General features: G+C 64.7%; 20 protein-coding genes. 7 read left to right on the top strand and 13 right to left on the bottom strand.

Annotated elements, in window-relative coordinates; genetic code table 11:
• Positions 1–64: 64 nt before the first annotated feature.
• Genes NE850_RS35555 through NE850_RS35565 form a run of 3 tightly spaced genes read right to left on the bottom strand, consistent with a single transcriptional unit; the run spans position 65 to position 2,998 of the window.
• The gene (locus NE850_RS35555; RefSeq protein WP_310700097.1) at positions 65–1,108 is read right to left on the bottom strand and encodes a Gfo/Idh/MocA family oxidoreductase; all 1,044 of its coding nucleotides are present in this window, start codon (positions 1,106–1,108) and stop codon (positions 65–67) included.
• The gene (gene iolG / locus NE850_RS35560; protein ID WP_165186685.1) at positions 1,108–2,124 is read right to left on the bottom strand and encodes an inositol 2-dehydrogenase; all 1,017 of its coding nucleotides are present in this window, start codon (positions 2,122–2,124) and stop codon (positions 1,108–1,110) included. Before iolG ends, NE850_RS35555 begins: the two co-directional genes overlap by 1 nt.
• Positions 2,117–2,998, bottom strand: coding sequence for a MurR/RpiR family transcriptional regulator (locus tag NE850_RS35565; RefSeq protein ID WP_007181073.1), 882 nt, complete (start codon positions 2,996–2,998; stop codon positions 2,117–2,119). The genes iolG and NE850_RS35565 overlap by 8 nt, the downstream gene beginning before the upstream one ends.
• A 277-nt stretch (positions 2,999–3,275) precedes the next feature.
• Here NE850_RS35565 and NE850_RS35570 point away from each other — a divergent pair, with 277 nt between their 5' ends.
• The 7 genes from NE850_RS35570 to iolB all read left to right on the top strand — a co-directional run bounded on the left by NE850_RS35570 (position 3,276) and on the right by iolB (position 12,288).
• Positions 3,276–4,322, top strand: a complete 1,047-nt coding sequence (locus tag NE850_RS35570; RefSeq protein WP_007181072.1) for a sugar ABC transporter substrate-binding protein — start codon at positions 3,276–3,278, stop codon at positions 4,320–4,322.
• A gap of 141 nt (positions 4,323–4,463) precedes the next feature.
• A complete protein-coding gene (locus NE850_RS35575) occupies positions 4,464–5,621 on the top strand; it encodes an ABC transporter permease (RefSeq protein WP_007181071.1) in 1,158 nt (385 codons plus the stop codon).
• Positions 5,622–5,634: 13 nt separating this feature from the next.
• On the top strand, positions 5,635–6,471 hold the full coding sequence (locus NE850_RS35580) for an ATP-binding cassette domain-containing protein (RefSeq protein WP_007181070.1): 837 nt from the start codon (positions 5,635–5,637) through the stop codon (positions 6,469–6,471).
• 64 nt (positions 6,472–6,535) lie between these two features.
• Positions 6,536–8,578 (top strand): 5-dehydro-2-deoxygluconokinase, encoded by a 2,043-nt coding sequence (iolC, locus tag NE850_RS35585; RefSeq protein WP_165186687.1) that lies wholly within the window; start codon positions 6,536–6,538, stop codon positions 8,576–8,578.
• Positions 8,575–10,554 (top strand): 3D-(3,5/4)-trihydroxycyclohexane-1,2-dione acylhydrolase (decyclizing), encoded by a 1,980-nt coding sequence (gene iolD / locus NE850_RS35590; protein ID WP_165186689.1) that lies wholly within the window; start codon positions 8,575–8,577, stop codon positions 10,552–10,554. Before iolC ends, iolD begins: the two co-directional genes overlap by 4 nt.
• Before the next feature lie 10 nt (positions 10,555–10,564).
• Positions 10,565–11,491 (top strand): myo-inosose-2 dehydratase, encoded by a 927-nt coding sequence (gene iolE / locus NE850_RS35595; protein ID WP_007181067.1) that lies wholly within the window; start codon positions 10,565–10,567, stop codon positions 11,489–11,491.
• The gene (iolB, locus tag NE850_RS35600; RefSeq protein ID WP_165186692.1) at positions 11,488–12,288 is read left to right on the top strand and encodes a 5-deoxy-glucuronate isomerase; all 801 of its coding nucleotides are present in this window, start codon (positions 11,488–11,490) and stop codon (positions 12,286–12,288) included. Before iolE ends, iolB begins: the two co-directional genes overlap by 4 nt.
• A 57-nt stretch (positions 12,289–12,345) precedes the next feature.
• Here iolB and NE850_RS35605 read toward each other — a convergent pair whose 3' ends face one another.
• The 10 genes from NE850_RS35605 to NE850_RS35650 all read right to left on the bottom strand — a co-directional run.
• Positions 12,346–14,733, bottom strand: coding sequence for a hypothetical protein (locus NE850_RS35605; protein ID WP_165186695.1), 2,388 nt, complete (start codon positions 14,731–14,733; stop codon positions 12,346–12,348).
• A 367-nt stretch (positions 14,734–15,100) separates the two neighbouring features.
• Positions 15,101–15,814, bottom strand: coding sequence for an ABC transporter ATP-binding protein (locus tag NE850_RS35610; protein WP_007181064.1), 714 nt, complete (start codon positions 15,812–15,814; stop codon positions 15,101–15,103).
• Positions 15,811–16,563 (bottom strand): ABC transporter ATP-binding protein, encoded by a 753-nt coding sequence (locus tag NE850_RS35615; RefSeq protein WP_165186697.1) that lies wholly within the window; start codon positions 16,561–16,563, stop codon positions 15,811–15,813. Before NE850_RS35615 ends, NE850_RS35610 begins: the two co-directional genes overlap by 4 nt.
• Positions 16,560–17,852 carry a branched-chain amino acid ABC transporter permease gene (locus NE850_RS35620; protein ID WP_310700095.1) on the bottom strand — a complete coding sequence of 431 codons (1,293 nt, stop codon included), beginning with the start codon at positions 17,850–17,852 and terminating at the stop codon, positions 16,560–16,562. Before NE850_RS35620 ends, NE850_RS35615 begins: the two co-directional genes overlap by 4 nt.
• Positions 17,845–18,783: a branched-chain amino acid ABC transporter permease gene (locus tag NE850_RS35625; RefSeq protein WP_007181061.1), complete on the bottom strand. Its 939-nt coding sequence runs from the start codon at positions 18,781–18,783 to the stop codon at positions 17,845–17,847. Before NE850_RS35625 ends, NE850_RS35620 begins: the two co-directional genes overlap by 8 nt.
• A 4-nt stretch (positions 18,784–18,787) precedes the next feature.
• Positions 18,788–19,237: a thioesterase family protein gene (locus tag NE850_RS35630; RefSeq protein WP_007181060.1), complete on the bottom strand. Its 450-nt coding sequence runs from the start codon at positions 19,235–19,237 to the stop codon at positions 18,788–18,790.
• Positions 19,238–19,292: 55 nt separating this feature from the next.
• The gene (locus NE850_RS35635) at positions 19,293–20,441 is read right to left on the bottom strand and encodes an iron-containing alcohol dehydrogenase (RefSeq protein ID WP_007181059.1); all 1,149 of its coding nucleotides are present in this window, start codon (positions 20,439–20,441) and stop codon (positions 19,293–19,295) included.
• Between the two features lie 48 nt (positions 20,442–20,489).
• Complete coding sequence (locus NE850_RS35640; protein ID WP_007181058.1) at positions 20,490–21,020, bottom strand: NUDIX domain-containing protein; 531 nt, start codon at positions 21,018–21,020, stop codon at positions 20,490–20,492.
• Positions 21,021–21,115: 95 nt separating this feature from the next.
• Positions 21,116–22,147: a low specificity L-threonine aldolase gene (locus NE850_RS35645; protein WP_007181057.1), complete on the bottom strand. Its 1,032-nt coding sequence runs from the start codon at positions 22,145–22,147 to the stop codon at positions 21,116–21,118.
• Positions 22,148–22,278: 131 nt separating this feature from the next.
• On the bottom strand, positions 22,279–22,870 hold a 592-nt coding region (locus tag NE850_RS35650), incomplete at its 5' end, for a YbfB/YjiJ family MFS transporter (RefSeq protein WP_310700096.1).

The following is a 22,870-nucleotide window of genomic DNA, read 5'->3' on the forward strand; positions in this document are numbered from 1 at the left end:
ACGCCGGACGGAGACTTCAATTCTACCGCAGGCGAAGAGCCGACGTCGGGCATCGCGGGCCCCACTACACCGTAACAGCCTGCCCGGTCAACAACGACTCCCTCAACGCCACCCCAATCCGCGTAGCCTCCAATGCATCAGCAAGCGAAGCGCCGGCCTGAGCAGCGGAAGACGTCGCCCCACCCCGCACAGCCGCAACAAACGCCCGCGCCTCAAACAAAAACGCGTCCTCGAACCGATCAAAAAAATTGGCCGTGCATTCGTTCCGAATGCCCGTGGCGTCGTAAATCTCGACACGATTCGCACGCGGATTATGGCCGATAGCGAGCGCCCCGGCCGTACCCATCACTTCGCTATGCGTATCATTGCCATGTGCCTGCGTCCGCGATGCGTAAAACACGGCCAGCTTCCCATCTTCGAACTCACAGATCGCCACGCCGTTATCGACATCGCCGAATTCGCGCAAACCCTCATGCATCACCGCCGCACCCGCTGCAAACACCCGTTTCGCGCGCGGCTTGCCGAGCAGCCAGCGCGCCACGTCAATATCGTGCACGGTGCAATCGAGAAAGATGCCACCCGACGTCGCCGCAAAGCGCACAAAAAACCCGTCACTATCATTCTGATCCGCAGTCTGCGAGCGCACGAGAAAAGGCCGCCCGATCTTCCCCGCTGCAATCTTGTCGAACGCGTCCTTATAGCTCGGATCGAAGCGCCGCATGAACCCGATCGTGGCCTGCAGATGCGGATACCGCGCGGCCTCCGCCAGCACGCGCTCGCATTCCGCGAGATCCAGCGACAAGGGCTTCTCGCAGAACACATGCTTGCCCGCGCGCAACGCACCAATGATCTGCTGCGCATGCAACGAAGACGGCGTGACCAACCAGACCGCATCCACTTCGCGATCGGTGAGCAACTCCGCGTAATCGTCGTACAGACGCGGCGCGGGCAACGCTTCACGCGCCCACTCGCGCTCCTCCTCCACCGGACTGCAAGCCGCCACGACCGACGCGCCCGGCACGCGATATGCCAGATTCTCCGCGTGCCGCTTGCCGAGACGGCCGAGCCCGATCACGCCCACCCGAAGCCGTGCCGCAGCCGTCGTCATCACGACGCCTCGCCGAGTTTGACCGCGCGACTCTCGCGCCACGAGCGGCTCGCGGCTTCGGCGAGCTCAAGCGCTTTCAGACCGTCTGCCACCGTTGTGCGCACGGGCTTGCCGTGCGTCACCGCATCGAAGAAATGCGCGATTTCATGGGCGTAAGCGGCCCGATAACGCTCGAGGAAAAACGCTTCGGGCACATCGCTCGACACTTCGGTTTTTGAATAGGCCGTGACTTCCGTGGGCCGCACATTGCCCGCCTGCAGCATGCCGGTGCTGCCCAGCACTTCGAAGCGCTGGTCATAGCCGTACGCGGCACGGCGGGCGGTATTGATCTGGCACAGGCGGCCGCGCTTCGTGCGAATCGTCACCGCGGTCGAATCGATATCGCCGGCCTCGGCGATCGCCGGGTCGCTCAAACAACTGCCGGTGGCATGCAGCGTGTCCGCCTCGTCGTCGAGAATCCAGCGGAAGATGTCGAAGTCGTGAATCAGCATGTCCTTGAAGATGCCACCCGAATGCCGGATGTAGTCGACCGGCGGCGCACCCGGATCGCGGCTCGTCACCACCAGCATCTCCGGCGTGCCGATCTCGCCGGCATCGAGACGCGCTTTCAGCGCCGAGAACGTCGGATCGAAACGCCGCTGAAAACCGATCATGCACACCACGCCCGCGCGCTCGACCGCTTCCGCGCAAGCCTGAGCTCGCGCCAGCGTCAGATCGACCGGCTTCTCGCAGAACACGTGCTTCTTCTGCGCGGCGGATTGCATGATCAGATCCGCATGCGTGTCCGTGCTCGAACAGATCACGGTCGCGCCGACCGAGGCATCGCCCATTGCGCCGTCGATATCCGCGACCTGCGCGCCGTGCTCGGCGGCAAGCGCCGCAGCGGCCTCGCGATTCACGTCGACCACATACTTGAGCCGCACGCCCGGCTGCCGCGCGAGATTCGCCGCATGAATCTTGCCGATGCGCCCCGCGCCGAATACCGCCACGTCGATCGTCTTCGCCCCATCAGTCATCGTATCCTCCAGTGTCTTTGGATTCTTCAACATTCAATTCGAGCTTGTACGCAAGCGCGATGAACAACGCCTGGCACAAACAGATCGTGCTGGTCAGCGAGCGGAACGCGAACGCGCTGCCCTCTTTCACATACAGCTGCGTGGTCGCATAACGGGCGAGCGGCGATAGTTGGCTATCCGTAATAACCAGGGTCTTCGCCTGATGATGATGCGCAACCCGCAGGCAATACTGCGTTTCCTTTCCATAAGGCGCGAAGCTGATCGCAATCACCACGTCGCCCTTTTTTACGCTGCGAATCTGTTCGCGGTACATGCCGCCGAAACCGGACACCAGATGCACGCGTTTAGGCGTGTGCTGCAATGCATAGACGATATAGCTCGCCACCGGAAACGAGCGCCGCACACCGATCACGTAAATGTTGTCGGCCTGCTGCAACATTTTCACCGCGGCGTCGAACTGCTTGTCATCGAGCCCCGCTTCGAGTTCTTCGAGACCACCACGCGAGGCCGCAATGAATTCGCGCGCCACCGACCCGCCGGACAACGCACCCGGCTTCTCGTCGATCAGCTTACGAATCCGCTGCTGATAACTCGGCGACGAACTGCCTTGCCCGGTGTAAGCCTGACGAAATACGGCCTGCAGATCGGAGAAGCCTGAAAAGCCGAAGCGCTGCGCAAAACGCACCACGGCGGACGGATGCACGCCGCAGCTCGCGGCGATGTCGCTGGTGCGATCCACCATCACGCTGGAGCGGTGCTGTTCGATATAGGTCGCGACATTCTTCAATTGACGCGGCAACGCATCGTAGTTTTCCGCGATGCGTTGCATCAATTCTTCGACGCTTGGCAATTCCTCGGTGCTCTCTTCCGCCATGACTCTCTCTTGGGTGTTTTATTGCAGTGCGTCAGCGACCTGCGAAGGCCGCCGCACGGCGTCCTGACGCTGCCGATTATAGGCAGGCGCCATGCCAAATGGAACGTATTTTCCAATTTTATTTGTAATGAAATTTTCATTGCAACGCCTTGGAAGATGGCCTAATCTTGGTCGTGAGCGATGGTGCTTGTGGTGGAAACACCCGGCTTGTATGCGGATGGAAAGCCGCCGGCCAGACGCTCCCTTCAAAAACGACATACCGAGAAAGGTGGAGACAATGAGACTTTGCAAGGGCAAGGCTACGCTCAGGATTCTGGTGACGGCATTGACGTTGGCGACGGGATTCGGCGCGGCCTCGGCCGCCCGCGCGGCCGACGCTCACTTCGTGCTGATCAGCCACGCGCCGGATTCGGACTCGTGGTGGAACACCATCAAGAACGCCATCAAACAGGCCGACGAGGACTTCAACGTCGAGACCGACTACCGCAATCCGCCGAACGGCGACATCGCCGATATGGCGCGTCTGGTCGAACAGGCCGCCGCGCGCAACTACGACGGCGTGATCGTCACCATCGCCGATTTCGACGTGCTGAAAAGCTCGATCAACAAGGTCACCGCGAAGAAGATCCCGCTCGTCACGATCAATTCCGGCACGGAGGAACAGAGCGCGCAACTCGGCGCGATCATGCATGTGGGTCAACCCGAATATGTAGCGGGCAAAGCCGCCGGCGAAAAAGCCAAGGCAGCGGGCGTGAAGTCGTTCCTGTGCGTGAATCACCTCGCCACCAACACGGTGTCGTTCGACCGTTGCCGCGGTTTTGCGGAGGCGATCGGCGTCGACTACAAGTCGTCCACCATCGACTCCGGCCAGGACCCGACCGAAATTCAATCGAAGGTCAGTGCGTATCTGCGCAATCACCCCAACACCGGCGCGATCCTGACGCTCGGACCGACCCCGGCTTCTGCCACGCTGAAAGCGGTCACGCAAATGGGTCTGGCGGGCAAGATCTATTTCTGCACGTTCGACTTCTCCGACGACATCGCCAAAGCCATCCAGAACGGCACGATCCAGTTCGCGATCGACCAGCAACCGTATCTGCAAGGCTATATCCCGGTGGCCGTGCTGGCGATCGTGAAGAAAGAGCACACCACCGACCCGGTGAAGATCCGCCAGATTCTCGAAGCGAATCCGAAGTTCAAGGCACGACTTGCTACCTATGGCCTCGCGCCGTCTTATGGTCCGAAGAATATCCGTTCAGGTCCAGGGTTCATCACCAAGGAAAACCTCGACAAGGTCATCAAGTACGCAGGGCAGTACCGCTGATTCTTTTCTCTAGTTAGTCACGCGCACGGCGGGCACCGTTTCGATACCGGGCCGCCCGCCGCCACCGCGCATTTCACCGGCTGTCGCTCTCGCAAGGCATCTGCGTGCAAGGCAGGCACAACCGGGTTCCAAGGAGACATCATGGGTGTAGCCGGCAAACACTTCCCACCGCACGTCAAGACGAATACCGCCGAGGCCGCGCCGTCGCTGCCCGATTCGGATGAACGGTTGCGCAAGGAATCCAGGTTCGGCCATGTGCTGAACCGCCCCGAATTCGCCGCGATTTCCGGCGCGGTACTGGTGTTTCTCGTTTTCGCGCTGACGGCCGGCAACTCCGGCATGTTCAACCTCGACGGCGTAATGAACTGGTCGCAGGTGTCCGCGTATCTCGGCATTCTCGCCGTGGGCGCGTGTCTGCTGATGATCGCCGGCGAGTTCGATCTCTCGATCGGTTCGATGATCGGTTTCGCCGGCATGATGGTGGCGATTCCTTCGGTCTATTTTCACTGGCCGATTTCTCTCGCCATCCTGTTCGCGTTTGCCGGCTCCATGCTGCTCGGCGCGCTGAACGGCTATCTGGTCATGCGCACGCGCCTGCCCTCGTTCATCGTCACGCTCGCATTTCTGTTCATCTTGCGCGGCCTCACGCTTGCGCTGTCAATCATGTTCGCGGACCGCACCATCGTCTCCGGCGTGGGCGACCTTGCGCAGCAGGACTGGTTCGCGGATACGCTGTTTCACGGCGTCGCGCTGCGCGGTCTCTTTCTGATGCTCGCGCAACACGGCATCGGCACCCTGCTCGATAACGGCCACGCGCTCGTGCCGGGCATTCCGAAGGTGATTCTGTGGTGGCTCGGCCTCGCCGCGGTCTGCGCCTTCGTGCTGGCGAAAACACGCGCCGGCAACTGGATTCTCGCAGTGGGCGGCGACGCCAATGCCGCCAAGAACGTGGGCGTGCCGGTGCGCCGTGTGAAGATTTCGCTGTTCGTGCTGACCGCGTTCTGCTCGTGCCTGTTCGCGGTGCTGCAAGTGTGCGACATCGGCTCGGCCGCGGCCGACCGGGGCTTGCAGAAAGAGTTCGAAGCGATCATCGCCGCGGTGATCGGCGGCACCTTGCTGACGGGCGGCTACGGTTCGGTGGTCGGCGCGTGCTTCGGCGCGTTGATCTTCGGCGTCGTGCAGATCGGCATTACGTACACGAACGTCAGCTCCGACTGGTTCCGCGTGTTCCTCGGCGTGATGCTGCTGATCGCCGTGCTGTTCAATCACTATGTGCGCCGCCGCGTCTCGCAGGCGTAACGGGGAGACGACCATGTCCGATACAAATACCGCCACGAATGCCGTGGACAGCGCGAGCGCTGCGCAGGACGACGTGATCCTCGCGCTCGAAAACGTCAACAAATACTTCGGCAAGGTGATCGCGCTAAGCGGCGTGACCTTGCGGCTGAAACGCGGCGAAGTGCACTGTCTGCTCGGCGACAACGGCGCAGGCAAGTCGACGCTGATCAAGACCCTCGCCGGCGTGCATCAGCCGTCTTCCGGTCAGTATCTGGTAGACGGCAAACCGGTGCTGTTCGAGTCGCCGAAAGACGCACTCGACCTCGGCATCGCCACCGTCTATCAGGATCTGGCATTAGTGCCGCTGCTCTCCGTGGCACGCAACTTCTTCATGGGACGCGAGCCGCAAAAGAAACTGTTCGGTTTCCTGAGCGTCATGGATCTCGAAACCAGCGCCACCACCGCGCGCGACAAGCTCGCCGAAATGGGCATCAACGTGCGCGACGCGCATCAGCCGATCGGCACCATGTCCGGCGGCGAGAAGCAGTGTCTCGCGATTGCACGGGCAATTCATTTCGGCGCGCGCGTGCTGATTCTCGACGAACCGACCGCCGCGCTCGGCGTGAAGCAGAGCTTCAACGTGCTGAAGCTGATTCACAAGGCCCGCGCGAAAGGCATTTCAGTGATCTTCATCACGCACAACGTGCATCACGCGTATCCGATCGGCGACTCGTTCACGGTGCTCAATCGCGGCAAATCGCTCGGTACGTTCACCAAGGAAACCATCAGCAAGGACGAGGTGCTCGACATGATGGCCGGCGGCGCCGAGATGCAGAAGATGATCGGCGAACTCGAAGGCGCGACGATCTGATTCATTCGCGCGAGGAACCGGCGCTGCTGCGCCGGCTGTCGCGCACAGCCATTCAGGAAACTTCATGGATCATTCCAGCACATCCAGCGCAATCACGTCCGCCCCGGCGCCGGTAGCCAGCCGCTTCGCGCCGGGCCGCAGCCGCGACATCGTCTGCCTCGGCCGGCTCGCCGTCGATCTGTACGCGCAGCAGGTCGGCGCGCGGCTCGAAGACGTGTCGAGCTTCGCGAAGTATCTCGGCGGATCGTCGGCGAATATCGCGTTCGGCTGCGCGCGGCTCGGCCTCGCGTCGTCGATGCTAGCGCGCGTCGGCAACGATCACATGGGCCGCTTTCTCACCGAGAAGCTCACTAAAGAGGGCTGCGACGTCAGCCACGTGCGCATCGACCGGGAACGCCTGACCGCCCTCGTGCTGCTCGGCCTGAAAGACCGCGACACGTTCCCGCTGATCTTCTACCGCGAGAACTGCGCGGACATGGCGGTCGATGAAGCGGATTTCGACGAGGCTTTCATTGCATCGTCGAAAGCGCTGCTGATCACCGGCACGCACTTTTCCACCGAACAGGTGAACCGCACGAGCCGCCGCGCGCTCGATTACGCACGCCGCAACCAGGTGCGCACCGTGCTCGATATCGACTATCGCCCCGTGCTTTGGGGTCTCACCGGCAAAGCCGACGGTGAAACGCGCTTCGTGGCGAGCGAAGGCGTCACCGCGCACTTGCAGCGCATTCTGCCGCTGTTCGATCTGGTGATCGGCACCGAGGAGGAATTCCGCATTGCCGGCGGTAAGACCGAACTGGTCGATGCGCTCGCGATGGTGCGCGCCGTCACGCCGGCTACGCTGGTACTCAAGCGCGGGCCGCTGGGCTGCCAGATCATCGACGGCCAGGTGCCCGCCTCGCTCGACGACGTGCCGATTCACGGCGGCGTGGAAGTCGAAGTGCTGAACGTGCTCGGCGCAGGCGACGCATTCGCCTCCGGCTTTCTCTCCGGCTGGTTGCGCGATCAACCGCTCGAAGCGTGCGCGCGCGCCGCGAACGCGAGCGGCGCGCTGGTCGTCTCGCGGCACGGCTGCGCGCCCGCCATGCCGACGCCCGCCGAACTCGACTACTTCCTGCGCGAAGCGAAAGCCGATCCGCAGCGCATGCGCCGCCCGGATCGGGACGCGGCGCTCGCGCGGCTGCATCGCGTCTCGCCGGCCCGCAAACAGTGGGACGAAGTGCTCGGTTTCGCCTTCGACCACCGCAACCAGTTCTTCGAACTCGCGCAGCAGACCGGCGCCGACGAAGCGCGCATAGCGCGCCTGAAAGGTCTGTTCGTGGAAGCCGTCGCGCAAACCGAGAGCGCGTTGGGTTTGCAGAACCGCATTGGCGTGCTGATCGACGACCGTTACGGCCAGGACGCGCTGAACGCGGCCACTGGCCGTGGCTGGTGGATCGGCCGGCCGGTGGAACTGCCGGGCTCGGTGCCGCTCGTGTTCGATCATGGCCGTTCGATCGGCACCACGCTGATCCCGTGGCCGCAGGAGCATATCGCCAAGTGTCTCGTGCAGTTTCATCCCGACGAACCCATCGAACAGCGCCTCGAACAGGAAACGCAATTGCGCGCACTCTACGACGCGACGCAAGCGAGCGGCCACGAACTGCTGTTCGAAGTGATTCCACCGAAACACGCGCATTTGCCGCAAGCACCGGACATTGTGTACCGCGCGTTGAAGCGTCTCTACAACATCGGCATCTACCCCGAATGGTGGAAGCTCGAACCGATGGACGCCGCGCAATGGCGCAACATCGACATGCTGATCGCGGAGCGCGACCCCTATTGCCGGGGCGTGGTCCTGCTCGGTTTGTCGGCGGGTGTCGAGCAGCTGAACGAAGGTTTCCGCGCGGCGGCGCAATCGGCGACATGCCGCGGCTTCACGGTCGGGCGCACCATCTTCCATGAGCCGAGTCATGCGTGGCTCGCCGGAGAAATCGGCGACGACGAACTGATCGCGCGCGTGCGCCGCACCTTCGAAACATTGATCGCCTCCTGGCGTGCAACGCGTGGCGCGAGCGCCGCGCAACCTGGCATGCCGAACCATGTCCATCAGGAGCAAGCCGCATGAATCAGCGCGTATTGCATCATGACGCAGCGTCCGCCAACGACGCCAGTCACGCCCGTACGGGCGCGGGCTCGGGCGGCACGGTGCGCCTGACCTCCGCGCAGGCGCTGGTCCGCTATCTCGCCGCGCAGCGCGTCGCGACCGAGGACGGCCACGGCACCGAGCCGCTGTTCGGCGGCGTGTTCGCCATCTTCGGCCACGGCAACGTGGCGGGGATCGGCGAAGCGCTGTACCAGCACCGCGACGAACTGCCGACCCTGCGTGCCCACAACGAACAGGCAATGGCGCACAGCGCGATCGCCTACGCGAAAGCGCATTTCCGCCGCCGCATGATGGCCGTCACGACGTCGATCGGACCGGGCGCCACCAACCTCGTGACCGCGGCGGCGCTCGCCCACGTGAACCGTTTGCCGGTACTGCTGCTGCCCGGCGACATCTTCGTTTCGCGCGCCCCCGATCCCGTGTTGCAGCAAGTCGAGGACTTCCACGACGGCGGCGTCTCCGCCAACGACGCGCTCAAACCGGTGTCGCGCTACTTCGACCGCATCGTGCATCCGGCGCAATTGCTCAGTGCGCTGCCGCGCGCCGTGCGCGTGCTGACTGACGCCGCCTTGTGCGGTCCCGTCACGCTCGCGTTGCCGCAAGACGTGCAGGCGCAGGCATGGGATTTCCCCATCGACCTCTTCAAGCCGCGCGTCGTCACGTTCTATTCGCCCGCGCCGCGCGCCGACGAAATCGAGGCCGCCTTCGCGCGCTTGCGGCAGGCCAAACGACCGTTGATCGTCGCGGGCGGCGGCGTGCTCTACGGCCACGCCACCGACGCCCTGCACCGTTTCGCGACCACGCACGGCGTTCCGGTCGCGGAAACGCAGGCCGGCAAAGGCTCGCTCGCCTGGAACGATCCATTGAACGTGGGCGCGCTGGGCGTGACGGGCTCGCCCGCCGCGAACGCGCTCGCGCACGACGCCGATTGCGTGCTGGCCATCGGCACCCGCCTGCAGGACTTCACCACCGGTTCGAACACGTTATTCACGCAAGCCGAGGTGGTCGCGATCAATGCCAATGCCTTCGACGGTCTCAAGCATCGCGCGCTGGTGGTCGAAGCCGACGCGCGGCTGGCGCTCGATGCCCTTGCCGAGCCCCTGCAAGGCTGGCACGCGGAGCGCACCTGGACCGCACGCGCACACAAGCTCGCGGCGAGTTGGCGCGATACGGTGAGCACGCTCACCCATGCGCCGCAACGCGACACCGTGCTGCCTTACGAGGGCGATGTGATCGGCGCGATACAGCGGTCGAGCGCCAGTTCGCCGGCGAACGATATCGTCGTCTGCGCGGCCGGCACCCTGCCCGCCGAATTGCACAAACTATGGCGCGCCGGCAAACCGGGCGCGTATCACGTGGAGTACGGCTATTCGTGCATGGGCTACGAGATTGCCGGCGGACTCGGCGTGAAGCTCGCCCGACCCGCGCGCGAAGTGATCGTGATGGTCGGCGACGGCAGCTATCTGATGATGAACAGCGAGATCGCGAGCTCGGTGATGATCGGTGCGAAGCTGATCGTGGTGGTGCTCGACAATCGCGGCTATGGCTGCATCAACCGCTTGCAGCAGGCTTGCGGCGGTGCGCCGTTCAACAACCTGCTCGAAGACTGCAAGCAAGGCCCGCTCGGCGCGCCGAAAATCGACTTCGCCGCGCATGCGCGTGCTCTTGGCGCGCGGGCCGAACACGTCGCGAATATCGCGGACCTCGACACGGCTTTGCAACGCGCCCGTGCCGCGGATCGCACTTACGTCATCAGCATCGATACCGACGCCGCGCGCACCACCGACGACGGCGGCTGGTGGTGGGAAGTGGCCGTGCCGGAAGTCTCAGCGCGCCCCGCCGTACGTGACGCGCGTGCGAAATACGAATCGCAGCTCGCGGCACGCGCCGAACCGGCCGGCTCGGCGCGGAACATCGACCCCACCGACAATGAATGAGGACGCCCGCATGACTGCTTTCGACGTACGTATCGGCATCAATCCGTTATCGTGGATGAACGACGATCTGCCTTCGCTCGGCGGCGAAACGCCGCTCGAGGTGGCGTTGACGGAAGGCCGCCAGATTGGCTATCAGGGCTTCGAACTCGGCAACAAGTTTCCGCGCGAGCCGCAGGCATTGAAGACGCTGCTCGCGCAATACGATCTCGCGCTGGTATCGGGCTGGTATTCCGGGCGGCTCGCGCGGCGCAGCGTGGAAGAGGAAATCACCGCTGTCGGCCCACACCTGGAGTTGCTTGTGCAGAACGGCGCAACGGTGATGGTGTACGGCGAGGTCGCCGATTCGATTCAGGGCGCACCGCAACCGCTTTATCAACGGCCGCGCTTTTTCAGCGACGCGCAATGGGTCGCCTATGCGGCGCGCGTCGACGAATTCGCGCGCTATACGCTGAGCCGCGGCGTGCGGCTCGCGTACCATCATCACATGGGCGCTTATGTCGAGACGCCGGCCGATGTCGATCAACTAATGTCGCGCACCGGCGACGCCGTCGGCCTGCTGTTCGACGCGGGACACATCACGTTTGCCGGCGGCGATCCGCTCGCCGTGCTCGACAAACATATCGGGCGGGTCTGCCACGTGCATTGCAAAGACGTGCGCCCTGCCGTCATGAAGCTCGCGCGCAATCGCAACTGGAGTTTTCTCGACGCGGTCATCGCCGGCGCCTTCACGGTGCCGGGAGACGGCGCGGTGAATTTCCCGGCGATCATCGAACGATTGAAGCGGCACGGCTATCGCGGCTGGCTGGTGGTGGAAGCCGAACAGGATCCGGTCGTGGCGCCATCGTACGAGTATGCACGGAAAGGCTACCAGACGTTGCGCGCGTTGGTGGATGCGCCGCTCGACGCGGCTGACAAGACCAGGCAGGAGGCGGCATGAGTTTATTGGTAAAGGCGCAGCGCGAAGGCCAGACGATCGCACGAGTGACACCGGAGTCGGCATGCTGGCGGTATGTGGGATTTGCCGCTTACCGCCTCGGTACGAGCGAAGTCGTGCACGTGCACGAACCCTCGCGTGAAGTGTGTATTGTCGTGCTCACCGGCACGGTGGATATCGAAACAGCGGACGCCACCTGGCGTTCGCTCGGTTCGCGCGACAGCGTGTTCGAAGACGCCGCGCCGTATGCGGTGTATCTGCCGCCGAACGTTCGGGCGACGGTTCGCGCTGGCCGCGATGCCGAGATCGGCGTAGCAAGCGCGCCGGCCAAGGGCCAGTATCCCGCGAGATTGATCGAGCCCGCTTCGATGAAACGCTCCACACGCGGCAAAGGCCTGAATACGCGATACGTGTGCGATATTCTTCCGCAAACCGAACCTGCGGAGTCGCTGCTGGTGGTCGAAGTCAGAACGCCCGGCGGCCACGCTTCGAGCTACCCGCCGCATAAGCACGACACCGATAATGTCCCGCAGGAAAGCTCACTCGAAGAGACTTACTATCACCGGCTGGATCCGCCGCAAGGGTTTGCGTTTCAGCGCGTGTACACGGATATGCGCGACATCGACGAGTCGATGGCCGTGGAAGATCATGACGTCGTCATGGTGCCGCGCGGGTATCACCCTGTGGTCGTACCGTACGGCTATGACTCGTATTATCTGAACGTGATGGCGGGCGGCAAGCGGGTCTGGCATTTCCGCAACGACCCGGCGCATGAGTGGATCATCAATAAGGACGCTTGAATTCAAGGCCTGCGCGATGCATCGACATGGCATCGCGCGGGCTTCGAACAGGCCGCGCTACTTCCTGACGGCCAGATCGACATCCAGGCCGCCGTCCTCACCCATTCTCACCGTTCCCTTCGCTACGTCCTTGCGATAAGCGTACAGGTCGAACTTCATCACGCCGGGATTCGAACTGTCCTTGATGAACGTGCGCGTGTTCGTCACCAGCGAGTTGAACATCTTCACGTCGCCTGACTCGATCCATACGAAGCTCCTGCCCGCGCCCGAAGGCGGCCTCGCGGCGGCGATGTTGCCGTCGCGTTTGAACTTCAGCACGAGACCTTCATCGGTGACTGTCGCGCTCGCGAGACGCCCTTGCAGAACCGGCGGCGGAAACACCGTGTACTGATCGAACACCAGTTCGTTGCCCTTTAGCGCGACACCCTTGCGCGTGAACGGCGTGAGCGAAGCGAGCGGAATATCCAGCGCACGCAGCAGGCCGGCCTGCGGCACGCCCAGCACTTTCACGGAAGTCGGTTCATACACGAGATGCCGCTCGTCTTTGGCGACGATCGTGCCGCTCATCGTGGTGGGCAGCCACACGCCGGGAAAGTGATTCCACAGCTTGATGCCACCCGTCACTTCGAGCTTGCCATCCACCGGCTTCAACTGCAGATCGTTCAGCGAGCGCGGCTCGTAATCGAGCAGATAGTCGTTGAAGAGCGCGGCCATTGCGGGCCACGGCTCCACGACGTCGCCGCCGATGATATGGATATCGTACTGATCGGGATCGTCCAGATCGACGGGTTGCCCCGGCTTTTTCGGCACCATCTGCGCATCGAGCGAACGCACGTGAAAACCGATGCGCCCCGCCACGTAGAAGTCAACGTTCTCGACGTGAATCAACGGCGCGGCGCCCGGCGAATGGCGCTCGTCGCTGAACGCCGAACGGGGGGTCGACATGCGTTGCCCGGAAAACGCCGCGCGCGTACCAACCGGAATCGCGCGTGCTACCGACGCGGTTTGCACAGACTGCGGCACGCGTTGCCACACGAGCCGCGCCTGCGCGAGTGCGGCCTGCTGGGCGCGAATGAAGCTGTCGTTAAAGCGCGCGCTCGCGCTGCCGGTTTGCAGTGGCGAGTCCTTGTCTTTGTCCGCGCCGGCTAGCGTCGTGTATGAAGGCAGATGCACGTCCAGCGCGCCCGCTTCGTCGAAGGTGAAATAGCCGGCCGCCATCTGATCGCGGTAGTGATACAGGTCCAGCACGAACGGCGCTTTGTTGTCGATCGGCGTGAGCGCCATGTCGATGTTCATCGTCATCGAGCGCATGAATTTGACGTCGCCGCCCTCCACCAGCATGCCGCGTGCGGGCATCGTCGCGGGCCAGACAATGTTGGGCACGCTGCCGTCGTCGAGCGCGAAGCGCACGCCCGAGGCGCTGGTCTCGATCTGCGTGATCGTCATATGCAACGCGGGCGGCGGCGTCAGTTTGGCCACCTGCATCACGACGTCGTCACCATCCAGACGCGCGATCGGCGTGTCCACCTTCAGCAGGTCGGCCATCTTCACGTGCGCGGCCTGCATCAGCCTGTCTGCGCCGACGCCGGCCACTTCGACATGATCGGCATGAAACACCAGCTCGGCGGCGTTGCGCATGGACAGCGATCCGCTCAGCACGATCGGCACCCATGTCTCGCGATGCATCTCGCCGGTAATGCGCAAGTTGCCGCCGTCCTGCGGCACGACGCGCATATTGCGCAGCGGCGAGCCCTGATACTGGAACAGGTAGCGATTGAAGATCGCCGTGAGTTTGGCGCTGTCGAGCGTGACATGGCCGCGGTGAACGTTGATCGTCACGCTGGTCGGATCGTCGAATACGATCGGCTGACCGGGACGCACCGGAGTCAGTGTCGCCGCCATGTCGTGAATCATGAAGCCGATGTCGCCGGTCACGCGGAAGTCCACGTCGCGTGCAAACATCAGCGCGCCGTCGATGCCGGAATCGCGCAGCGTCAGCGGACGGCTGCGCTTTTCGGTCATGCCGCTCGCGGATGGCACGCGCGCCGCGACGCTTTGTTCGGCGGCCAGTTGTTTGGCCTTGGCGAGTTCGAGGGCCGGACGTGCTGAAAAAGCGGGTTGGGCGGCGAGCGCTGCGGGTTGGGCGGCGGAAGCGGCGGCCGGCGAGGCGTTGGCGTTGGCGTTCGCATTTGCCCGACTGTCGCCGCTGCTGACTTTGTCGCCCGCCGCATCGGCCGCCCTGTTCGCCGCATTTGACGGCGCGGATGCCGCATCGCCGGTAGTCGAACTGGCCTCGGCGCAGGCTGACATCAGCAACGCGGCCGTCAACAGCGCGGCACCCGCGCTGATCGGCGGGCGCCAGGCGCGCTTCGGTTCTGAATCTCGCGAATCTAGCGGCAGCGGATCATGCGCCGATACCTCATCCAATACGCGTCCGTCTCTCATGATGTCTCCTCCTGAAGCCTCGACGCATCTCTCGCGCCCCGGGCACGGCATGGTGAGTCGCGCATACGCGGGCTTTAAACAGCAAGCCGCCGTCGCGCGTCTTTTACCCGATTGTCTTTATTTGTCAGCGCGCTGCCGACAAGATTTCTGGAGGACGCTCACCAAACGATCAAGCGTTTGAATCGCCGCGGCGAGTCATGGGAAATCCGCATGCACGCGGCCTGAGCGGCGCGCCGGCAGATGGGATTCAAACGGCATGATCGGTGCGATTCAAGCGCCGCGCGCACGATGCATTCAGCAGGACAGCAAAACGATCATCCATCGCCATGCGGCGCTGCAATAAAAACACAGCCAATAAGCGTCGCGCTCAACCGACGCCGAGCCATTCCCGCATCACATCGGTCCGCTGCAAGAACGACGCGAGCGCGCCGTCGAACACGACTTCGCCATGCCCCATCACCGCGACGCGACTGGCAATATCCTGTGCGATCACAAGGCGCTGTTCGATCAGCAGCATCGCCACGCCGCGATCGCGCAGCGTCCGCAAGCATCGGGCGACCTGCTCCATCACGAGACTCGCGAGACCCTCGCCGGGTTCGTCGATGACAAGCAGATCGGGGTCGCCCAGTAGCGCCCGCGCAAGCGTCAGCATCTGCTGCTCGCCGCCCGAGAGCGCGCCCGCACGCGTGCGCCTGCGTTCATGCAGCACGGGGAAAAGCGTGTAGGCGTCGTCGAAGGTGAAGCGCGGCGCGCGGCCGCGATCATTTGGCGCGACACCGAGTTGCAGATTCTCGTGGACGCTCAGCGTGGGAAACACGTCGCGATGTTCCGGCACATAGCCGATCCCGAGACGCGCGATCTCGAAGGTGCGCAGACCGCCGAGCGCACGGCCCGCGAAACGCAGTTCACCTTCGCTGCGCACGAGGCCCATGATCGCGCGTGCGAGCGTCGAGCGGCCCGAGCCGTTGCGGCCGACCAGCGCCAGCACCTCGCCCGCCTCGATGCCCAGCGTGACGCCGTGCAGCGCCTGGCTCGCGCCGTACCACGCGTTCAACCCGCGAATGTCGAGCAGGGCACTCATGTGCCGAACCCTTCGCCGAGATACGCGGCGCGCACCGCCGCGTCCGCGCGGATTGCCGCCGGCGTGCCGCTCGCGATGATGCGCCCCTGCACGAGAACGGAAATGCGATCGGCAATCGCGAACACCGCGTTCATGTCGTGCTCGACCATCAGCAGCGTACGGCCCGCCGTGGTCTCGCGAATCAGTTCGATGGCACGCGCCGCTTCCGCGCGGTTCATGCCGGCGGTCGGCTCGTCGAGCAGCAAGGTATGCGCGCCGCCCGCGAGCGCGATGCCCAGATCGAGCGCGCGTTGCTCGGCGTAGCTGAGCGTGCCGGCGAGGACTTGGCGGCGCGCGCTCAAACCCACCGCGTCGAGCACCTGTGCGGCACGCGCGTCGACCGTGCGCGACCCGCTGAAACGCTGCCACCATCGCGTGCGGTCGCGCTCCGCCAGCAGTGCCGCGCAGCGCAGATTGTCGAACACGCTGAGCCGCGCGAACACGCTGGTGCTCTGGAAGCTGCGCGCGAGTCCGCGGCGTGCGATCGCGGTCGGCGCAAGGCGGGTGATCTCGGCGCCGAACAGATCGATGCGCCCGGCGTTCGGCCGGGTACCACCGGCAATCAGATTGAAGAGCGTCGACTTGCCCGCGCCGTTCGGTCCGATCAGCGCGTGACGTTCGCCGGGCTGGACCGCGAGATCGACGCCGCGCAGAACCTGCGTCGAGCCGAAGCGTTTTTTGATGCCATAGAGTGCGAGTGCCGGGATCATCGCGCGTCTCCAGCGCTGTGCGTGGCGCTTGAGCGCATGGCTGCGAGGTGCGCTTGCGCGCGAATCGCGTAATGCGCCGAGAGTCCTCCCAGCGCCGCCAGCAATAAGACCGTGGTGCCGAGCCCGAGCGGCGACGCGCCCATCCCCATCAGCGCGCCCGTGCCAACTAAGGCCGCGCCCTCGTCCGCGCCGAATTGCGCGGCGTAGGCCCATTGCACCGCGAGCACGACGGCCGCCGTCCACAGCAGCGCGGCGGCCGCGCCCCACAGGTAAGCCGCGCGGCACCGGCGCCAGCCATATGCGGCCACACGCGCCGTATGACGCTGCACGAAGCCCGCCAGGCCATCCGGCGAAATCACCACGACCACGATGAAGAAGAGTCCCAGATAGAACAGCCAGGCCCGCGTGACGCTCGCCACCACGACACTGAAAAACGTCAGTACGACCGCGCCCGCGACCGGCCCGAAGAACGCCGCCGTACCGCCGATCACGGGGGCGATCAACACCGCGCCCGAGCGCATCATGCCGACGCTTTCCGCCGACACCAGTTCCACGTTGATCAGCGCCAACGTCCCGGAGATACCCGCAAAAAACGCCGACAATACCACCACGCCGTAGCGGATGCGGCGCGGGTAGCAGCCTATTGCCGCCGCCCTCACCGGATTGTCGCGCACGGCGTTGGCGAGGCGCATGAAAGGCGTGCGCGAGAGCGCGAACAGCGCCGCGCACGCGAGCAGGCACCACACCGCGATCAGCGCATATGCCTCGCGCGCTGGGCCGAAGCTCCAGCCTGCCCACTGCGCGCCGCTCGCGCGATCGATCGCCACGCCGGCCTCGCCGCCGAACCAGTCGGGCAGCGTCCACGCGGCGGCCGCCACGAGTTCGCCCAGACCGAGTGTGATCATCGCGAAGGCCGTGCCGGCGCGCCGCGTCGAAATGAACCCCAAGAGCAGCCCGCAGAGCGCGCCGCCGATACCGCCAACCAGCGGCAGCAGCACGAGCGGCACGCCGACCCGGTTGAACAGTTGCGCGGCCACCAGTGCTCCGAGGCCCGAGTAAGCGGCATGACCGAACGACAACAACCCCGTTTCGCCGAGCAGCAGATTGTAGGAAAGCGCGAACACGATCATCGTCGCGGTCTGCGCGAGGTAGGCGAGCAGCCAGCTTTGCGGCCAGATAAATGGCGGCACGCCAAGGAACAGGATGAGCGCCAGCCACGGCGCAAGCGCGCGCCGGAGCGCACGCGGTGCGGTCGCGGACAAAGCCGACGAGTCGGGTGCCTCACGCATGTTCGTCACGCCGCCCGAAAAGTCCGCGCGGGCGCAGTGCCAGCATCGCGACCAGCAGCAGATACGGAATCAGCGGTGCGAGTTGCGCGAGCGTCAGCGCGTCCCATTCGGCCGGCAGGGATGTGCCGAAGATCGACAGCACGTCGCCGAGCGACACGTTGCTCGCCACGGCCAGGGTCTGCACGCAGCCGACCAGCAGCGACGCCGCCAGCGCGCCGCCCAGCGAACCCAAGCCGCCGATCACGACCACCACGAACACGATCGAGCCGAGCGACTCCGCCATCCCCGGTTCGATCACGAAGAGCGGCGCGCCGATCACGCCGGCCAACGCGGCGAGCGCCGTGCCGGCCGCGAACACGCCGGTGAACACGCGCGGCACGTTGTGGCCGAGCGCTTCGACAGCGCTCGCGTGCGTGAGCGCGGCACGCACGATCAGTCCCGCCTTCGACACGCGCAACACGGCATGGAGCGCGCCCAGCATGGCGAGCGATACCACCATCATGAACGCCCGGTAGCGTGCGAACGCCGCGCCGTAGACGGTGAAGAGCGGCCCGTCGAGCACGGCCGGCACGGTCGCGGAAAGCGGGCTCAAGCCCCAGCCGAGCTTGACCAGTTCGCCGAGCAGATACGCCGCGCCGAAGGTCAGCAGCAATTCGGCGAGATGGCCATGCGCACGCACGCGCCGCAACAGCCAGCGCTCCAATGCCGCGCCGACCAGCCCGACGACAAGCGGCGCAATCACCAGCGCGCTCCAGAATCCCGCGCGCGCCGCCACGGAAAAGCCGACGTAAGCACCGAGCATGTAGAAGCTCGCGTGCGCGAAATTGAGCACGCCGAGCATGCTGAAAATCAGCGTCAGGCCCGCCGACAGCATGAAAAGCAGCAGGCCGTAACTGACACCGTTGAGCAGATTGACGACGAACGACTGCACGCGCCTATTCCGCCTGCCCGGCGGCGCTCAACGGTTCGAGCGCCGCGCGCAATTCGGCGGGCAGGCTCACGGGGCGCCGCGTGACGCGATCCACATACACATGTACGAAGTGTCCTTGTGCCGCGGGTTGATCTTCGCCTTCCTTGAAGAGCCCCACTTCGTAGCGCACGCTCGATGTGCCGAGCCGCACCACGCGCAGGCCGGCTTCGACCCGTTCGGGAAACACCAGCGGTGCGAAGTAGTTGCAGTGTGTCTCGACCACCAGCCCGATCGTCGCGCCGTGCTCGAAATCGAGCACGCCGGTGCGGATCAGGTATTCGTTCACCACCGTGTCGAAGTAGCTGTAATAGACGACGTTGTTGACGTGGCCGTAGACGTCGTTGTCCATCCAGCGTGTGGTGATCGGCAGGAAATGCGGGTAGGCGGTGCGCGCGGCGGGTACGGGTTTGTTCATGCCTGGCGTGAGTATGTTTGAAGTTGTCGTGCGCGTTACGCGGCTCTCGCTTTGTTCAGAGCGATTCGGTCAGCATGTGGCGGTAGTCGTCGGCGGTGGCTTCGCGTGGATTCGTGCGGTGACAATGATCCGCGAGCGCGCCCTGGATCACCTTGTCGAACATGCTTTCGTCGACGCCCATCTGCGCGAGGCCGGTAGGCAAACCGAGCCGCTCGGTCATATCGAACAGCGCCTGCGCGAGATCCGCGTTCTCCGGTAAATTCATCACGCGGCGCATTCTTGCATAACGGCGCTCGGCCACGACGCTGTCCGCGGTCTCGTTGAAGCGCAGCACCGCGGGCAACACAACCGCGTTCAGCGTGCCGTGATGCAGCGACGTTTTGCCGTTCACCGTCAGACCGCCCAGCGGATGCGACAGCGAATGCACGCAGCCAAGCCCTTTCTGGAACGCCATCGCGCCTTGCATCGAGGCGCTCATCATGTTCAGGCGCGCGTCGCGATCGCTGCCGTCCGCCGTCGCGCGTTCGATGTTGGCCCACGCGCGCTCCAACCCGTCCAGCGCGATGCCGTCCGCGGGCGGATTGAAGGCCGGCGCGAGAAAGGTCTCGATGCAGTGCGCGACCGCGTCCATGCCGGTGGCCGCCGTCAAACCCGGCGGCAGGCCGAGCGTGAGCGCAGGATCGCATAACGCCGACTTGGGCAGCAGATGCCACGAATGAAAGCCGAGCTTGCGGCCGTCGTTCAGGATCACGATCGCGCCGCGCGCGACTTCGCTGCCCGTGCCCGCCGTAGTGGGAACCGCGATCAGCGGCGCGGCCGCAGCCGTGATCTTCGGGCTGCCGCCTTCGATGGTCGCGTACTGCATCAGCGCACCGGCATGTGTGGCCGCGATCGCTACGCCCTTGGCCAGATCGATCGACGACCCGCCGCCCACCGCGATCAGACCGTCGCAGCCTTCGTCGCGGTACACCTGGGCGGCGGCGAGCACCATCGCCTCGGTCGGGTTCGAGGGCGTGTCGTCGAAGACCGGCACGGCGCCGAATTTCAATGCGTCTAGCGCGCGCTGCGCGAGGCCGGCCGCGACGACGCCCTTGTCGGTGATGATCAAAGGCCGCTTGATGCCGACACGTCCGCATTCGGACGATAACTGCGACAGCGCGTCGTAGCCGAGATGAATATGGGTCAGATAGAAAATATAGGCCATCCCGTGCTCCTCCCCGAGCGCAAGCTCGTCGCCCCGCTGATTGGTCTGCTACTGCCCCGGCCTCTCGACAAACTCGAACGGCAAGCCGCGCCGGCGCATCCACTCGCCGAGCGCCTGGCCGGTGCCCGCGCGCCACGGCCGCAACCTGGCCGGCTCGACCAGCCGGTATTCGAGCAATTCCGGCGACAGCGCCACTGTGCCATAGGCCTTCACGTGATACGCGATGATCAGTTCGTTCTTGCGGATGAATTCATAGACGCCGATCAGCTCGACCGTCTCCGCGTGCAGCGAGGTTTCCTCGAGCACTTCGCGGGCAATGCCCTCTTCCGGCGTCTCGCCGTTTTCGAGGAAGCCCGTAATCAGCGCGAACATGCCCTCCTGCCACGCGGCATTGCGCGCCAGCAGGATCTTGCCTTCATATTCGACGATCGCCGCCACCACCGGCAGCGGATTGTTCCAGTGGACGTAGCCGCACGCCGTATCGGGACAGGTCTGGCGGATGCGGCCGCCTTCGTGCGCGGCATCGGCGCGCTCGATCAGCGGCGTGGAACAGCGTGGGCAGAATCGGTATTGGGTCATGGGGTGAGAGAGACGTCCCGTTTGTTTTGTGTGATCGTGCGCGGCTGCGGGTGCGCGGCGTGCGGCGTGCGGTTTGCGGTTTGCGGTTTGCGATCTCAAGCCGCGCACAACTCCCGCACCTCGGCGGCGAACCGTTCGACCGTTTCCGGCTGCGTATCCCACGCGCACATCAGCCGGCACCCGCCCGCGCCGATGAATTCGTAGAACTTCCAGCCGCGCGCACGCATTGCCTTGGCGGCTTGCGCGGGCAATTGCGCAAAGACCGCGTTCGATTCTCTGGGAAACATGATGCTCACGCCCGGAATTTCCTGCAACCGCGTTTGCAGCAATTGCGCCATTGCATTCGCGTGACGCGCGTTGCGCAGCCAGACGTCGTTATCGAGCAGACCGAGCCAGGGGGCGGAAATGAAGCGCATCTTCGAGGCCAGCTGGCCGGCCTGTTTCAGGCGATAGGCGAAATCGGCGGCGAGCGCGCGGTCGAAGAACACCACCGCTTCACCGACCGGCAAACCGTTCTTGGTGCCGCCGAAACACAGCACGTCCACGCCCGCGCGCCACGTGATCTCCGACGGATGCACGTCGAGCGCGGCGACCGCGTTGGCGAAACGCGCGCCGTCCATATGCACTTTCAGGTGACGCCGCTTGGCGATCGCCGCGATCGCGCGCACTTCCTCGACGCTGTAGACAGTGCCGACTTCCGTCGACTGTGTCAGCGTGACGACTTTCGGCTTCGGGTAATGGATGTCGGCGCGGCGTGTGACGACTGCTTCGATCGCATCCGGCGAGAGTTTGCCGCCGACGCCCGGCGCCGTCAGCAGCTTCGAGCCGCCCGAGAAGAATTCGGGTCCGCCGCATTCGTCGGTTTCGATGTGTGCGAGATCGTGGCAGATCACCGAGTGATACGACTGGCACAGCGACGCGAGCGCCAGCGAGTTGGCGGCCGTGCCGTTGAATACGAAGAACACTTCGCAGTCGGTCTGGAACAGCTCGCGTAGACGGTCGCATACCTGGTTGGTCCAGGAGTCGTCGCCGTAGGCCGGCTCGTGGCCGCTGTTGTTGGCGGCGATCAGCGCCTCGAGCGCTTCGGGACAGATGCCGGCGTAGTTGTCGGACGCGAAATGTTGCATGGCTGGCGGCGCGCCCGGCGACAGGCGCGCTGAGATGACGGGAAAGCGGTCATTTTAGTGCGCCCTTCGGTTATTTGTTTTTCGGGGGCGGGCCGCCGGTGGCGATCGCGTCGATGTGCGTTCGGTCTGCGTCAGTCGCAGCCGCAATCGGACATGCGGCCACGGCCAACCGGCAGGCGCGCGACGATGGCGAGCCCCGCCGCGCCCGCCAGCAATGCGGCCGCCGCCAGCCACAGCGCCGGCGAAAACGATCCGCTCTGCGCGGCGATCGGCGCGGCGACCAGCGGGCCGGCGATCTGTCCGACGCCATAGGCCGCCGTCGCATAACCCATCAGCGCAGCCGCGTTGTCGCCGCGCAGACGCCTCGCCTCGCGCATCGCGAACAGGGTGATCGCGGTGAACGGCAGACCGATCAGGATGCTGCCGAGTGAGAAGCCGCCCGCCGTCGGCCAGACGATACCGAGGGCGATGCCGGCCGCCTGCAGCACATAGCAGCCGGCGAGCAGTGCACGGTTGTCCCAATGCGCCGGCAAACGCGCCGCCAGCAGTGCGCCGACGATCAGCGCCGCGCCGAACATCGGCCAGAACAGGTCGGGCCAGGATGAGCCGGGCAACGCATGACGCGCGATCACCGGCAGGAAAGTGGCAGTGATGATGTAGCCGAAACCGGGGATGCCGTAGAGGAGGACGAGCCAGAAGGCGTCGGCGGGGTGGGTTGTGGCG

It is taken from the genome of Paraburkholderia sp. USG1, assembly GCF_031570135.1.
GTDB classification, from domain to species: domain Bacteria; phylum Pseudomonadota; class Gammaproteobacteria; order Burkholderiales; family Burkholderiaceae; genus Paraburkholderia; species Paraburkholderia dioscoreae.

Excerpts from the sequence above, each read along its gene's own strand:
- NE850_RS35575 (WP_007181071.1), top strand. The coding sequence starts at position 4,464 with ATGGGTGTAGCCGGCAAACACTTCCCACCGCACGTCAAGACGAATACC.
- iolD (WP_165186689.1), top strand. The coding sequence starts at position 8,575 with ATGAATCAGCGCGTATTGCATCATGACGCAGCGTCCGCCAACGACGCC.
- iolC (WP_165186687.1), top strand. The coding sequence starts at position 6,536 with ATGGATCATTCCAGCACATCCAGCGCAATCACGTCCGCCCCGGCGCCG.
- NE850_RS35605 (WP_165186695.1), bottom strand. The coding sequence starts at position 14,733 with ATGAGAGACGGACGCGTATTGGATGAGGTATCGGCGCATGATCCGCTG.
- NE850_RS35570 (WP_007181072.1), top strand. The coding sequence starts at position 3,276 with ATGAGACTTTGCAAGGGCAAGGCTACGCTCAGGATTCTGGTGACGGCA.
- iolG (WP_165186685.1), bottom strand. The coding sequence starts at position 2,124 with ATGACTGATGGGGCGAAGACGATCGACGTGGCGGTATTCGGCGCGGGG.
- iolE (WP_007181067.1), top strand. The coding sequence starts at position 10,565 with ATGACTGCTTTCGACGTACGTATCGGCATCAATCCGTTATCGTGGATG.
- NE850_RS35610 (WP_007181064.1), bottom strand. The coding sequence starts at position 15,814 with ATGAGTGCCCTGCTCGACATTCGCGGGTTGAACGCGTGGTACGGCGCG.
- NE850_RS35645 (WP_007181057.1), bottom strand. The coding sequence starts at position 22,147 with ATGCAACATTTCGCGTCCGACAACTACGCCGGCATCTGTCCCGAAGCG.
- NE850_RS35615 (WP_165186697.1), bottom strand. The coding sequence starts at position 16,563 with ATGATCCCGGCACTCGCACTCTATGGCATCAAAAAACGCTTCGGCTCG.
- NE850_RS35630 (WP_007181060.1), bottom strand. The coding sequence starts at position 19,237 with ATGAACAAACCCGTACCCGCCGCGCGCACCGCCTACCCGCATTTCCTG.
- NE850_RS35555 (WP_310700097.1), bottom strand. The coding sequence starts at position 1,108 with ATGACGACGGCTGCGGCACGGCTTCGGGTGGGCGTGATCGGGCTCGGC.
- NE850_RS35635 (WP_007181059.1), bottom strand. The coding sequence starts at position 20,441 with ATGGCCTATATTTTCTATCTGACCCATATTCATCTCGGCTACGACGCG.
- NE850_RS35620 (WP_310700095.1), bottom strand. The coding sequence starts at position 17,852 with ATGCGTGAGGCACCCGACTCGTCGGCTTTGTCCGCGACCGCACCGCGT.
- NE850_RS35565 (WP_007181073.1), bottom strand. The coding sequence starts at position 2,998 with ATGGCGGAAGAGAGCACCGAGGAATTGCCAAGCGTCGAAGAATTGATG.
- iolB (WP_165186692.1), top strand. The coding sequence starts at position 11,488 with ATGAGTTTATTGGTAAAGGCGCAGCGCGAAGGCCAGACGATCGCACGA.
- NE850_RS35580 (WP_007181070.1), top strand. The coding sequence starts at position 5,635 with ATGTCCGATACAAATACCGCCACGAATGCCGTGGACAGCGCGAGCGCT.
- NE850_RS35640 (WP_007181058.1), bottom strand. The coding sequence starts at position 21,020 with ATGACCCAATACCGATTCTGCCCACGCTGTTCCACGCCGCTGATCGAG.